The organism is Nocardioides sp. P4_G4 (genome assembly GCF_056401085.1).
On sequence record NZ_JBFUKA010000099.1, the window covers coordinates 1 to 13,734 of the forward strand.

The 13,734-nt window shown below is 71.1% G+C and carries 12 protein-coding genes and 1 tRNA gene; 5 read left to right on the forward strand and 8 right to left on the reverse strand.

The features are described 5' to 3' along the window. The 7 genes from AC1DQF_RS18705 to AC1DQF_RS18735 all read right to left on the reverse strand — a co-directional run. The coding region (locus tag AC1DQF_RS18705; RefSeq protein ID WP_477526738.1) for a zinc ribbon domain-containing protein at positions 1-420 on the reverse strand (420 nt) is incomplete at its 3' end. Between the two features lie 20 nt (positions 421-440). After that, positions 441-1,304 (reverse strand): Nif3-like dinuclear metal center hexameric protein, encoded by an 864-nt coding sequence (locus AC1DQF_RS18710; protein WP_477526739.1) that lies wholly within the window; start codon positions 1,302-1,304, stop codon positions 441-443. A 34-nt stretch (positions 1,305-1,338) separates the two neighbouring features. Then, positions 1,339-2,871 (reverse strand): AMP-binding protein, encoded by a 1,533-nt coding sequence (locus tag AC1DQF_RS18715; RefSeq protein ID WP_477526740.1) that lies wholly within the window; start codon positions 2,869-2,871, stop codon positions 1,339-1,341. A gap of 78 nt (positions 2,872-2,949) precedes the next feature. After that, positions 2,950-3,024 (reverse strand) — tRNA-Val (locus tag AC1DQF_RS18720). A 148-nt stretch (positions 3,025-3,172) separates the two neighbouring features. Further along, positions 3,173-3,640 (reverse strand): peroxiredoxin, encoded by a 468-nt coding sequence (locus AC1DQF_RS18725; protein WP_477526741.1) that lies wholly within the window; start codon positions 3,638-3,640, stop codon positions 3,173-3,175. Then, positions 3,637-5,262, reverse strand: a complete 1,626-nt coding sequence (locus AC1DQF_RS18730; protein WP_477526742.1) for an AMP-binding protein — start codon at positions 5,260-5,262, stop codon at positions 3,637-3,639. Before AC1DQF_RS18730 ends, AC1DQF_RS18725 begins: the two co-directional genes overlap by 4 nt. 52 nt (positions 5,263-5,314) lie before the next feature. After that, complete coding sequence (locus AC1DQF_RS18735) at positions 5,315-5,746, reverse strand: DUF3052 domain-containing protein (protein WP_477526743.1); 432 nt, start codon at positions 5,744-5,746, stop codon at positions 5,315-5,317. Positions 5,747-5,919: 173 nt separating this feature from the next. Between AC1DQF_RS18735 and aceE the strand changes: the two genes are divergently transcribed. Further along, on the forward strand, positions 5,920-8,700 hold the full coding sequence (gene aceE, locus AC1DQF_RS18740; protein ID WP_477526744.1) for a pyruvate dehydrogenase (acetyl-transferring), homodimeric type: 2,781 nt from the start codon (positions 5,920-5,922) through the stop codon (positions 8,698-8,700). Positions 8,701-8,714: 14 nt separating this feature from the next. Here aceE and AC1DQF_RS18745 read toward each other — a convergent pair whose 3' ends face one another. Continuing rightward, complete coding sequence (locus AC1DQF_RS18745; protein WP_477526745.1) at positions 8,715-9,674, reverse strand: alpha/beta fold hydrolase; 960 nt, start codon at positions 9,672-9,674, stop codon at positions 8,715-8,717. Positions 9,675-9,940: 266 nt separating this feature from the next. On the opposite strand from AC1DQF_RS18745, the gene AC1DQF_RS18750 reads away from it, so the two are divergent. From AC1DQF_RS18750 to AC1DQF_RS18765, 4 genes are all read left to right on the forward strand, one after another. Continuing rightward, positions 9,941-11,116 (forward strand): PucR family transcriptional regulator, encoded by a 1,176-nt coding sequence (locus AC1DQF_RS18750; RefSeq protein WP_477526746.1) that lies wholly within the window; start codon positions 9,941-9,943, stop codon positions 11,114-11,116. A 99-nt stretch (positions 11,117-11,215) separates the two neighbouring features. Further along, the gene (locus AC1DQF_RS18755; RefSeq protein WP_477526747.1) at positions 11,216-12,403 is read left to right on the forward strand and encodes an acyltransferase domain-containing protein; all 1,188 of its coding nucleotides are present in this window, start codon (positions 11,216-11,218) and stop codon (positions 12,401-12,403) included. Beyond that, positions 12,403-13,419, forward strand: coding sequence for a beta-ketoacyl-ACP synthase III (locus tag AC1DQF_RS18760; protein WP_477526748.1), 1,017 nt, complete (start codon positions 12,403-12,405; stop codon positions 13,417-13,419). Before AC1DQF_RS18755 ends, AC1DQF_RS18760 begins: the two co-directional genes overlap by 1 nt. 62 nt (positions 13,420-13,481) lie before the next feature. Next, the gene (locus AC1DQF_RS18765; protein WP_056886223.1) at positions 13,482-13,727 is read left to right on the forward strand and encodes an acyl carrier protein; all 246 of its coding nucleotides are present in this window, start codon (positions 13,482-13,484) and stop codon (positions 13,725-13,727) included. Positions 13,728-13,734: the final 7 nt, after the last annotated feature.

The window sequence follows — 13,734 nt, forward strand, 5'->3', positions numbered from 1 at the left end:
CTCGACGACCTGGGCGTCGGTCTCGGCGAGCTGGGCGGCGAGCCGGTCGTGGGTGGCCTGCGCCTCCTCGAGCTTCTCCATGATCTCGAGCTCGGCGTCCTCCAGCGTGCTGACCCGGCGGTCCAGGGAGGTCAGCTCGTGCTGCATCCGCTCGAGGTCCTTGGGGCTGGTGATGGCGCCCGAGTCCATCCGCTCGCGGTCGCGGACGCGGCGGGCCTTGACCTGCTCCACGTCGGCGTCGGCCTTGCGCTGCTCGGCGCTCAGGTCGTCGACCACGATCCGGGCGTCGCGCAGCCGGTCGTCGACGTCGCCCCGCCCGGTCTGCAGCTCCGCGATCCGGGCGATCTCGGGCAGCGCACGCCGCTGGTGGCGCAGCTGGTCGAGTCGCGCGTCGACCTTCTGGAGGTCGAGCAGCTTCAACTGGGCTTGCGGGTCGGCTTTCAACGCTCTCCTCGGGTGGGGCTCTGCGGGGTCGTGCTGGGCTCGACCGGGGGACGGTCGACCCTGAAGGTCCAGGGGTCGGTGCACCGGGTGCTGACGCGAGCCTCGACCCTATCGCCCATCACGTCCGCGAGCCGGGCCTGCACCACGGGCAGCCACGTCCACTCGGCCGCCCAGTGCGCCACGTCGACCAGCGCCGGGCCGTCGTGCTCGCGGAACTCCCCCGCACGGTGGTGCCGCAGGTCGCTCGTCAGGTAGACGTCGACGTCCGTCGCCACGAGCTGGTCGAGCAGGAAGTCACCCGCTCCCCCGCACAGCGCCACCCGTCGTACGGGCCGGTCCGGGTCGCCGGACACCCGGACGCCGTGGGCCGTGGTCGGCAGGACCGACGCGACGTGCTCGGCGAAGGCCCGCAGGGTGGTCGGCTCGACGGACCCGACCCGGCCGGTGCCGGTGCCCGCGCTCCCGGGGGCCGGGATGATCGGGATCGGGTCGCGCAGCCCCAGCGCCAGGGCGAGCGACTCCGAGACCCCGCCGACCGCCTGGTCGGCGTTGGTGTGCGCGCTGAGCAGCGCGCAACCGCCCGTCAGCAGCGTGTGCAGCGTGCGTCCCTTGGGCGTCGTCGCGGCCACACCGTGAACACCGCTCAGGAAGAGCGGGTGATGGGTCACCAGCAGGTCGGCGCCCCACTCGACGGCCTCCCGCGCCACCTCCGGCGCGGGGTCGACGGCGAGGAGCACCCGGCGTACGACGTCCGCGGGGTCACCGGCCGCCAGCCCCACCGCGTCCCAGGAGTCGGCGGTGTCCGGCGGGTACCAGCCGTGCAGCAGGTCGACGACCTCGGCGAGTGTGGGGGCGGACATGCGGGCAGGCTAGCGCCCTCGCCGGTGGCCCCGGTCAGTTGACCTGCCGGTCCCGGCCCTCCCAGTAGGGCTGTCGCAGCTTGAACTTCTGCAGCTTGCCGGTGGCCGTGCGGGCGAGCACCTCGCGGAACTCGATGGACGTCGGGGCCTTGTAGCCGGCCGCCTTGTCCTTGCACCAGGCGATCAGCTCGGCCTCGGTGACGTCCGACCCCTCGGCGAGCACGACGAGGGCCTTGATGGTCTCGCCCCACTTCTCGCTCGGCACCCCGATGACGGCCACCTCGGCGACCGCCGGGTGGGAGAAGAGCACGTCCTCGACCTCGATCGAGGAGACGTTCTCCCCGCCGGTGATGATCACGTCCTTCTTGCGGTCGCTGATCGTGAGGTAGCCGTCGTCGCCGATGACGCCGCCGTCGCCGGTGTGGAACCAGCCGCCGTCGAGCGCGCGGGCCGACTCCTCCGGCTGCTCCCAGTAGCCCTCCAGGACGACGTTGGACCGCGCCAGCACCTCGCCGTTCTCGTCGGTCCGCAGGCGTACGCCGAGCGCCGGGGCGCCGGCGCGTGTCAGTCGCCCCGCCCGCTCCTCGGCCGACAGGTCGTCCCACTCGGCCCGGGTGCGGTTGAAGGTCAGCAGCGGCGMGGTCTCGGTGAGGCCGTAGATCTGGACGAACTCCCAGCCCAGCTCCTCCTCCACGCGCACGACCGTCTTCGTGGGCGGCGGGGCGCCGGCCATGATGATGCGGACCCTGTCCCGCCCGGGGATCTCGCCCTCCCAGGTCTGCGCCGCCTCCAGCACGGCCGCGGCGACCGCGGGGGCCGCGCACATCACGGTCACGCCGTGGTCGCGGACCCGGCGCAGGATCTCGGCCCCGTCGACCTTGCGCAGCACGACCTGCGGCACACCCAGTCCGGTCATCGCGAACGGCATCCCCCAGCCGTTGGCGTGGAACATCGGCAGCGTGTGGAGGTAGACGTCGCGGTCGGTGACCGCCGCGTGCATGGCGAAGGTGACGGCGTTGACCCAGATGTTGCGGTGGGTGATCTGCACGCCCTTGGGGCGCGCGGTGGTCCCGGAGGTGTAGTTGATGCACGCGGTCGCGGACTCGTCGGGCTCCCAGGCGCGGGGCTCGACGCCCTCCGGGGCGAACAGGTCGGCGTCGTCGCCGAGCACGAAGCGGTGCTCGGCGGTGACGCCGGAGAGCTCCTCGTCGAGCTCGGGGTCGACGTACAGCACCCGGGCACCGGAGTGCTTGACGATGTAGGACACCTCGTCTGGGCGGAGCCGGAAGTTGACCGGCACCAGCACCCGGCCGGAGCCGGCGACGCCGAAGAAGGACGCCAGCAGGCGGGCCGAGTTGTGCGACACGACGGCGATGCGGTCGCCGACCTCGAGGCCGAGCTCGTCGAGCCTGGCCGCCTGCCGGCGGGCCAGGACGTCGAGCTCGGCGTAGGTCACACCTCCGAGGGACGGGGCCGGCTGGTCCGGCTCGTCGACCACGCCCACGCGCTCGCCGTAGACGGTGCGGGCGCGGTCGATGAAGTCCGTGACGCTGAACGGGACGAACATGGCAACTCCTCCTCGTCGTGACTGCCGCCACTGTGGCACGCCACGGTGCGGGACGAGGAGGGGGAAGGGCGAGGAAAGTGGTGCGTCGGGACGGTTTCGAACCGCCGACCGCTCGGGTGTAAACCGAGTGCTCTACCGCTGAGCTACCGACGCGTGTCCGACCACCCTATGAAATGAGTTGAACCGCTGGCGTCTCGGGTCACCAGCGGTTCAACACATTGAACAATACGAGGACCACCCAAAGGTGTCGTGGGTTTCGTGGAGATCGGTCGAAATTTTCGCCGATCCGTCTAGACCAGCCTCAGCCGACCGCCGCGCGGAGCTGCTCGAGGTGCTGGTCGAGGTCGCGCCCCTCGGCGTTGGCGTTGTGCACGGCCCACCGCAGCACCCCGTCGCGGTCGACGACGTACGACGAGCGGTACGGCGAACCCTTGGCCTCGTCGAACACCTCGAAGGCCCGCGACACCTCGCCGTGCGGCCAGAAGTCCGACAGCAACGGGAAGTTGAGGCCCTCGGCGTCGGCGAAGGAGCGCAGCGCGTAGACGGGGTCGCACGAGATGCCCAGCACCTCGGTGTCGAACGTCATGAACTCGTCGAGCCGGTCCCGGATCATCGACATCTCGCCGGTGCAGACCCCCGAGAAGGCGAACGGGTAGAACAGCAGCAGCACGGCCTTGACGCCGCGGTAGGAGCTCAGGGTGACGTCCTGGCCGAACTGGTCGCGCAGCGCGAAGTCGGGGGCCGGGGCGCCCAGGGTGAGGCCCGTCATCCTTCCCCCTCCTCGGTGTCCTCGTCCCAGTGGGCCAGGTCCTTCTTGAGGATCTTGCCCGTGGCGTTGCGCGGCAGCTCGTCGAGGAAGACGATCTCGCGCGGCACCTTGTAGCGGGCCAGGTGGTTCTTCACGTGTTCCTTCAGCTCGTCCTCGGTGACATCGCTCCTGCGGGCGACGAAGGCCCTCAACCGCATGCCGTAGTCGTCGTCGTCCACCCCGACCGCCGCCGCCTCGGCTACGGCGTCGTGGCCGACGAGGCAGTCCTCGACCTCCTTGGGGAAGACGTTCTCCCCGCCGGAGACGATCATCTCGTCGTCGCGCCCGTCGACGTACAGGCGCCCGTCGTCGCCGAAGCGTCCGACGTCGCCGGTGGCCATCAGCCCGTCGATCATGTCCTTGCTGCCCCCACCGGTGTAGCCCTCGAAGAGCAGGGTGTTGCCGACGAAGATGCGCCCCGAGGTGCCCTGCGGGACCTCGTCACCGTCCGCGTCGAAGATCCGCACGATCGTCCCGTACGGCGGGTGGCCGGCCGACGAGGGCGACTCGCGCAGGTCCTCGGGCGTCGCGATCGAGGCGTAGGCGACCTCGGTGGAGCCGTAGATGTTGTAGAGGTTGTCCCCGAAGTGGTCCATCCAGGAGGTGGCCAGGGTGCCGGGGAGCGCGGAGCCCGACGCGGCCACGACCCGCAGGCTGGGCAGCGAGTAGCGCGACAGCACCTCCTCGTCGAGCGCCAGGATCCGCTGGAGCATCACCGGGATCACGACGAGCGACTCGCACCGGTGCTCCTCGACCGTGCGCAGCGCGATCTCGGGATCGAACTTCCGGTGCAGGACGACCGTCGAGCCCAGCAGCATGGCCAGGGCGAGGTGGGCGAAGCCCCAGGTGTGGAAGAGCGGGGCCGCGATGTGCGTGCGCCAGCCGCGGCGCAGCGGCATCCGCGACAGCATGGAGACGGCCGCGTCGATGCCGGCCTCGTTGCGGGGCGCCCCCTTGGGGGTGCCCGTGGTGCCGCTGGTGAGGATCACGATCCGGGCGTGGCGCCCGGGCGGGTCCAGGTCGGACTCGTCGTTGCTCTCGATCAGCGACTCGATCCTCGTCCCGGCGTCCGAGTCGGCCCAGGCGATGAGTCGCTGCTCCACGTGCGCCGCGGAGAGCAGCCGGGTGAACTCCTCGTCGTGGACGACCACGGCCGGCTGCTCACGCTCCAGCACGTCCACCAGCTGCGGGCCGGCGAAGGCGGTGTTGAGGTAGAGCAGGTCCGCGCCGAGCTTGGCCACCGCGACGGACGCGTCGACGAAACCGCGGTGGTTGCGGCACATGATGGCGACCGAGTCGCCCTCACCGACCCCCAGCTCCGCCAGGCCCCGGGCCAGGGCGTTGCTGCGGCGGTGCATCTCCCCGAAGGTCAGCTCGCCGAGCTCGTCCACCAGCCCGACCCGGTCGGGGTCACGGACCGCCAGCGACGCGAAGCCGCCCGCCGGACCGGTCCCCCACCGCACGATGGTGCGACCGAGCGCGACCAGCGTGCGCGGACCGTAGGGCCGGATGACTCCGGCCCCGCCGAGCACGCGCAGGGTCGTGACCGCCGTGGCGGCGTGCGCGCGCAGTGAGATGACCAATGTTGATCCTTGCGTGTGTGGCGGTCCGAGCGGCAGCCGGACCGCCCGAGGGTCAGGCGGGTGTCTTGGGCGCGACCAGCCGGCTCGCCTGCCACTCTGCGCTGACCGCCGCCGTCGTCGTCTGCGAGAGGCCCGCGATGGGGGCCGCCTCCGCGACGTCGGCCGCGTCCACGCTCTGGGGTCGTCCCACCTTCGGCGTCAGGAGCCAGATGGCTCCCCCGCCGACGAGGTCCGTCAGGGCGTCGACCAGGCCGTCCACGAGGTCGCCGTCGTCTCGGCGCCACCACAGGATGACCGCGTCGACCACGTTGCCGTAGTCGCCGTCGACCAGGTCTGCGTCGATGGTGTCCTCGATCGAGACCCTGAGCTCGTCGTCGACGTCGTTGTCCCAGCCGAGTTCCTGGATGACCATTCCGGGCCCGATGCCCAGTCGCTCTGCGGCACCTGTTGCCGGGGCGGCTCCGCCACCCACCGTCGAGCTCACGCCACGCCTCCGTTCGTCATGTGGTCCGCACCTGAGTGCGGAAGTGGGTGGTAGTCCATCGGAGTTGTCGCCGAGTCGCAACCCTGTCCCGCTGAACGGGCGTCCTCGTCCGCTCCTGAGGGCGTACTGATGGGTAGATTTCGTGGACTGGCCGTGCGTGACACGATGCACAGGTGAGTGATGAGTCCAAGACCAACGAGACCCCCTCCTCTGCCGCCCAGCCGCGCGCGGTGATCCACGAGGGGCTGCCCACGCAGCTGCCCGACATCGACCCGGACGAGACCCTGGAGTGGCTCGATTCCTTCGATGCGATGCTCGACGACAAGGGTCGCGAGCGTGCGCGCTACGTGATGCTGCGGCTGCTCGAGCGGGCCCGCGAGAAGCAGGTCGGCGTCCCGGCGCTGCGCAGCACCGACTACATCAACACCATCCCCCCGGAGCGCGAGCCGTGGTTCCCCGGCGACGAGGACATCGAGCGCCGCATCCGGGCCTTCATCCGCTGGAACGCCGCGGTCATGGTCTCCAGCGCCAACCGCAAGGGCCTCGAGGTCGCCGGCCACATCGCGACGTACCAGTCCTCCGCCAGCCTGTACGAGGTCGGCTTCAACCACTTCTTCCGCGGCAAGGACCACGAGGGTGGAGGCGACCAGCTCTACATCCAGGGCCACGGGTCCCCGGGCATCTACTCGCGCGCCTTCCTCGAGGGCCGCCTGACCGAGGAGCAGCTCTACCGCTTCCGCCAGGAGGTCCAGCACGGTGCCGGCGCCGGCCTGCCGTCCTACCCCCACCCCCGGCTCATGCCGGACTTCTGGGAGTTCCCCACGGTCTCGATGGGCCTCACGGCCATCAACTCGATCTACCAGGCCCGCTTCAACCGCTACATGCACAACCGCAAGATCAAGGACACCTCGCAGCAGCACGTGTGGGCCTTCATGGGCGACGGCGAGATGGCCGAGCCGGAGTCGCTGGGCGCCATCCGCGTCGCGGCCCGCGAGGAGCTCGACAACCTCACCTGGGTCATCAACTGCAACCTCCAGCAGCTCGACGGCCCGGTGACCGGCAACGGCAAGATCATCCAGGAGCTCGAGGCCAACTTCCGTGGCGCCGGCTGGAACGTCGTCAAGGTCATCTGGGGCCGCGAGTGGGACGCCCTGCTCGCCAAGGACGTCGACGGCGTCCTCGTCAACCGGATGAACACCACCCCCGACGGCCAGTTCCAGACCTACTCGACCGAGGACGGCGGCTTTGTCCGCGACGACTTCTTCGGCGTCGACCCGCGCCTGCGCAAGATGGTCGAGCACATGAGCGACTCGCAGATCGAGAAGCTGCCGCGCGGTGGCCACGACTACCGCAAGGTGTACGCCGCGTTCGATGCCGCGACCAAGCACGTCGGCCAGCCGACGGTGATCCTGGCCCACACCATCAAGGGCTGGACGATCGACGCCCTCGAGGGCAAGAACGCCACCCACCAGATGAAGAAGCTGACCCCCGAGGACCTCAAGAAGTTCCGCGACCGGCTCTACCTGCCGATCAGCGACCGCGACCTCGAGGACTCCTACGAGAAGACCGGCGGGGCGCCGTTCTTCCACCCCGGCAAGGACTCCCCCGAGATCGAGTACATGATGGAGCGCCGCAAGCAGCTCGGTGGCTCGGTCCCGCGCCGCGTCCTGCGCGCCAGCTCGCTCAAGCTGCCCGGCGACGAGGTCTACTCCGAGCTGAAGCAGGGCTCGGGCAAGAACAAGTTCGCGACCACCATGGCCGTCGTCCGGCTCCTGCGCGACTGGATGAAGAACCCCGAGATCGGCGAGCGCATCGTGCCGATCGCGCCCGACGAGTACCGCACGTTCGGCATGGACTCCATGTTCCCGAGCGCCAAGGTCTACAACCCCGGCGGCCAGCAGTACGACCCCGTGGACCGCAAGATGCTGCTCTCCTACAAGGAGTCGGCGCAGGGCCAGATGCTCCACGAGGGCATCTCCGAGGCGGGCGCGATGGCCTCGGCCACGGCCGCGGGCTCGGCGTACTCCACGCACGGCGAGCACATGATCCCGTTCTACATCTTCTACTCGATGTTCGGCTTCCAGCGCACCGGCGACTCGATCTGGGCGATGGCCGACCAGCTGGCGCGGGGCTTCCTCATCGGCGCCACCGCAGGTCGCACCACGCTGACCGGTGAGGGCCTCCAGCACGCTGACGGCCACTCCCCCCTGCTCGCGGCGACCAACCCCGCGGTCGTGCACTACGACCCCGCGTTCGCCTACGAGGTCAGCCACGTCATGCAGTCGGGGCTCGAGCGGATGTACGGCGCCGACGCCGAGGACGTGATCTTCTACATCACGGTCTACAACGAGCCCGTCAGCCAGCCGGCCGAGCCCGCCGACGTCGACGTCGAGGGCATCCTCAAGGGCATCCACAAGGTCAGCACCGCCGAGGGCGAGGGACCCCGGGTCCAGCTGCTCGCCTCCGGCGTCGGCTACCCCTGGGTCGCGGACGCGGCCCGGATGCTGGCCGAGGAGTGGGGTGTCCAGGCCGACACCTGGTCGGTCACCTCCTGGAACGAGCTGGCCCGTGACGCCGTCGCCGCCGAGGAGCACAACCTGCTCAACCCGGGCGACGCCAAGCGCACGCCRTACGTCGCCGACAAGCTGGCCGGCGTCCAGGGCCCCGTCGTCGCGGTCTCCGACTACATGCGCGCGGTGCCGCTGCAGATCGCCCGCTGGGTGCCTGCCGACTACCGCGTGCTCGGTGCCGACGGGTTCGGCTTCGCCGACACCCGGCCCGCCGCCCGGCGCTTCTTCCACATCGACGCCCAGAGCGTCGTGGTCCAGGCGCTCCAGGCCCTCGCCGACGCCGGCGAGATCTCCGCCGACAAGGTCGTCGAGGCCTCCGCGAAGTACCGCATCGACGACCCGACCGCAGTCAAGGACGTCAAGCAGGAGGGCGGCGACGCCTGAGGGCCTGAGCCCGGTCAGGCGCCGGTGCCCGTCCTCGCATCGAGGGTGTGCACCGGCGCGACCGGGGCGTCGCCGGCCTCGGCCTGGAGCGGCATGGGGTCCGGGCCGCTGTCGAGCAGGTCGCGCCAGCGCTCGCGCTCGTAGACCGCGGGCTCGGTGGAGCGGATGAAGTCGTTGACGATCTTCACGAACCGCTGCGGGTGGTCCTTGTGCGGGAAGTGGCCGGCGTTGGGGATGATCTCGACCCGGGCACTGGGGGCCAGCACGGCCGCGTTGCCGGCGTGCCGGACCGGGATGACCTGGTCGTTGCGGCCCCACACCACGCACATGGGCATCGCGTCGGTGAGGTAGGCCCGGTCGGACATGGTCACGATCTGGCCCCGCCAGTCGACGACCGCGCACACCACGTGCCGGATCGCCGCCCGGGTGCGGCGGTCCTTGAACGAGTCGTAGATCTCGGCGAGCTCGGCCAGGTCGCGCGTGGCCCGGATCCCGGTCGCGGCCAGGGCGCGCATCCCGGCCGTGCCGACGTGGCGGACCCCGGGGAGGGTCAGCACTCCCATGGCCTGCTGGAAGCCCGGCGTGGTGATCGCCCGGATCGCGGGCGTCACCTCGGGGCCGAGCCCGCCGGAGGCGACGAGGATGAGGCGCTCGGTGCGCTCGGGGAACTGGTAGGCGAACTGCATCGCCACGCCCCCGCCGAAGCTGTGGCCGACCACGCTGACGCGGTCGATGCCCAGCACGGTCAGCAGGTCGCGCATGCCGTTGGCGTAGCCACCGACGCTGTAGTCCGCGCGCGGCTTGTCCGACTCACCGTGCCCGAGCAGGTCCGGGGCGATCACGGTGTAGCGCCGCGACAGCGAGTCGATGACCGGCGCCCAGGTCGTGTGGTCGCAGCCCAGGCCGTGCAGCAGGAGCAGGGCGGGTCCGGAACCGGCGACGACGTACGCGCGCCGGTGTCCGTGGATCGTCACGTGCTGGACCTGTGGCTGCACAGGGGCTCCGCTGCCGCTCACCGAACCTCCTGGGTGGTGGTGCTGCGTGGTGGTGCCGCGTGGTGGTGCCGCACGGGGGTCAGAGGGTGATTCAAGCAGAACTCCTTCCTGTCAAGGGCCCTTGGTCCCACGCCAGGAGGATTTCCGTCGCAATTGCGCCCCGTTCGTTACCTGACCGACGCCGACCTTCCACCTGTCGTCGACCGCCGGGTGACGGCTGGTGCGGGTGTGACTAGCCTCGGGTCATGGGCCGGGCCGAGCAGGAGAAGCGGGACCGCATCTCGGCTGCCCTCCAGCGCGCGACCGGCAGTCTGAGCACGGCCGCGACCGGCGCCATGTCCAGCCGGATGTCCTGGTGGGACGACCTCGGCGCCGAGGAACGATCGTGGGTCGGGGTCATCGTCCAGGCGGGCGTCAAGGGCTTCGTCGACTGGTACTTCGACACCGGTGGCGGCATGTCCGCTCCCCTGTCCGCCTCCGTCTTCGGCGCCGCCCCGCGCGAGCTGACCGGCGCGATCACCCTCCAGCAGACGGTCGACCTGGTCCGCCTGACCATCGAGGTGGTCGAGGCCAACATCGACGACATCCTCGAGCCCGCCGACGCCCCGTCGGTGCACGAGGCGGTGCTGCGCTACGCCCGCGAGGTCGCGTTCGCGACCGCGGAGGTCTACGCCCGGGCGGCAGAGGTGCGCGGCGCGTGGGACGCCCGGCTCGAGGCCCTCGTCGTCGACGCCGTGCTCCGCTCCGAGGCCGACGAGACGGTGCTCTCGCGCGCCAGCGCCCTCGGCTGGGGCGCTCGTGGCGACGTGGCGGTCGTGCTGGGCCGGATCCCCGCCCAGCGCACCGAGACCGACGTCTTCGAGGAGGTACGCCGCACCGCGCTCGCCTGCGGCATGGACGCCCTGTGCGCGACCCAGGGCGAGCGGTTGGTGGTGATCCTCGGCGGGGTGGATGATCCCCACAAGTCGGCGCTGCGGATCGTCGACCACTTCGGCGAGGGACCCGTCGTCGTCGRGCCGGGCGCCCCGGACCTCTCCCACGCCCACGCGTCGGCCCGCGCGGCACTGTCGGCGCACCGCTCCGCGACCGGCTGGCCGCAGGCGCCCCGACCCGTGCGCAGCGACGAGCTGCTGCCCGAGCGTGCGCTCGCCGGCGACGGCCACGCCCGGCGCAGCCTGGTCGACGACGTCTACCTGCCGCTCCTGGGGGCGCGCGGGACCCTCATCGAGACCCTGGCGACGTACTTCCTGCACGGCGGGTCCATCGAGGCCACCGCACGCACGCTCTTCGTGCACCCCAACACGGTCCGCTACCGCCTCAAGCAGGCCGCGACGGTCACCGGTCTCACCCCGACGCGACCCCGCGACGCCTTCACGATCCAGATCGCGCTCGTCCTGGGTCGGCAGTCCGGTCGCGAGTGACGACCTCCACTTCTTTGTAGGGATCCCACAAAGAATCGGGTGCTCTTTTCGTGGACGCCGACCCGCCACACAGGGGCCTCGACCCGTCACTCTTGAGGGGTGCTCGTCATTGTCGCTCCCGGCCAAGGTGCCCAGACCCCCGGTTTCCTCGAGCCCTGGCTCGAGGAACCCACGTTCGCCAGCCGGTTCGACTGGCTCTCCACGGTGGCGGGCCTGGACCTGGCCCACTACGGCACGCAGGCGGACGCCGAGACGATCCGGCGGACCGAGATCGCGCAGCCGCTGCTGGTCGCGACGGGCCTGATCGCCGCCCTCGACCTCTTCCCGCACCCCAGCGACGCCTTCCAGCGGGTGGGTGCGGTCGCCGGCCACAGCGTCGGTGAGATCGCCGCCGCCGCGGGCGCCCGGGTGATCACCGCCGAGCAGGCCATGGTCCTCGTCCGCGAGCGCGGCAACGCGATGGCCGCTGCTGCCGCACAGACCCCGACGGGCATGACCGCCGTCCTCGGTGGCGACCGCGAGGAGGTCCTCGCGTCGCTCGACAAGCACGGCCTCACCCCGGCCAACGACAACGGACCCGGCCAGATCGTGGCCGCCGGCACGATGGAGCAGCTCGCCGCCCTGGCGGACGCGCCGCCGGCCAAGGCCCGCCTCATCCCGCTGAGCGTCGCCGGCGCCTTCCACACCACGCACATGGAGCCGGCCGTGGGGCGCCTCGCGTCGCTGGCCCGCTCGGTCTCCACCCACGACCCCCGCACCGCGGTGATCTCCAACCGCGACGGCCAGGTCGTCCACGACGGCCGCGAGGTGCTGGCCCGGCTCGTCGGCCAGATCGCCGCTCCCGTCCGCTGGGACCTGTGCATGGACGCCATGCTCGACCTCGGCGTCACCGGCATCCTGGAGATGCCGCCGGCCGGCACGCTCACCGGCATCGCCAAGCGCGCGATGAAGGGCGTGGAGACCTTCGCCCTCAAGACGCCCGACCAGCTCGACGCCGCCCGGGCGTTCGTCGACAAGCACGGCGAGCAGTCGGTCATCGAGACCACCCCCACGTGGCGGATGGTCGTCTCCCCCGGCAAGGGCACCTTCCACCGCTCCGAGGAGGCCTCGGACGTCGAGGTCCTCCCCGCCGGCTGCACGATCGGCGAGGTCGCCAGCACCCGCGACCGGACCCCGGTCACCGCGCTGCACGGCGGGCAGGTCGTCGAGTGGTTGGTGGAGGACGGCGACATCGTCTCCCCCGGCCAGCCGCTGGTCCGCCTGCACCCGCAGGGCGGTGCCGCCTGATGGGCGCCGCGATCACCCCCGGCTCGGGTGCACCCCACGCCGCGATCCTCGGCGTCGGCGCCTACCGGCCCGTCCGCCTGGTGCCCAACTCCGAGGTCGTGGACGCGATCGACTCGAGCGACGAGTGGATCCAGCAGCGCTCGGGCATCAAGACCCGGCGCTGGGCCGGTCCGGACGAGTCGGTCCAGATGATGTCGGTCGAGGCGTCACGGATCGCCCTCGAGCGTGCCGGCCTCGACGCCTCCCAGATCGACTGCGTGGTCGTCGCCACCGTCAGCCACCTGCTCCAGACCCCGGCCGTGGCGACCGCGGTCGCACACGAGCTCGGCACCGACCATGCCGCGGCCTTCGACATCTCTGCGGCGTGCTCCGGGTTCTGCCACGGCATCTCGATGGCCTCCGACTTCGTCCGCGCCGGCAGCGCCCGCCACGTCCTGGTGATCGGCGTCGAGCGGCTCACGGACATCCTCGACCTCACCGACCGCGGCACCGCCTTCATCTTCGCCGACGGCGCGGGTGCGGCGGTCGTCGGACCCAGCGACACTCCCGGCATCGGTCCGGTCGTGTGGGGCTCCGACGGTGAGCAGTTCGACCTGATCCGTCAGCGCGAGGACTGGCGCGACGTGGTGGGCAGCCCCGAGCTGCCGGGCAGCGGCGTGATGCCGCACCTGGTGATGCAGGGCAACCCCGTCTTCCGGTGGGCGTCCTTCGCCATGGCCAAGATCGGCCAGCAGGCCCTCGACCGGGCCGGCGTCACGCTCGACGACCTCGACGTCTTCGTCCCCCACCAGGCCAACATGCGCATCATCGACGCGATGGCCCGGTCGATGAAGCTGCCCGCCCACGTCCGCATCGCCCGCGACGTCGCCGACCAGGGCAACTCCTCGGCAGCGTCGGTCCCGCTGGCGCTCAACCGGATGATCGAGGAGGGCGACGCGAAGAGCGGGGACACCGCCCTGCTGATCGCCTTCGGCGCCGGGCTCTCGTACGCCGCCCAGGTCGTCACGGTCCCCTGACCGCCCACCCCCCGTTTTCCCGTTTCACCACCACCGCAGCACCCATCAGGAAGGAAGGCCCCATGGCCACCACCGAAGAGATCCGCGCCGACCTCGCCGAGATCGTCAACGAGGTCGCCGGCATCGACGCCGACGACGTGCAGCTCGACAAGTCGTTCGTCGACGACCTGGACGTCGACTCGCTCTCGATGGTCGAGGTCGTCGTGGCGGCCGAGGAGAAGTTCGGCGTCACGATCCCCGACGACGAGGTCAAGAACCTCAAGACCGTCGGCGACGCCGTCGCCTTCATCGAGCGCGCCCAGGGCTGATGTCGTC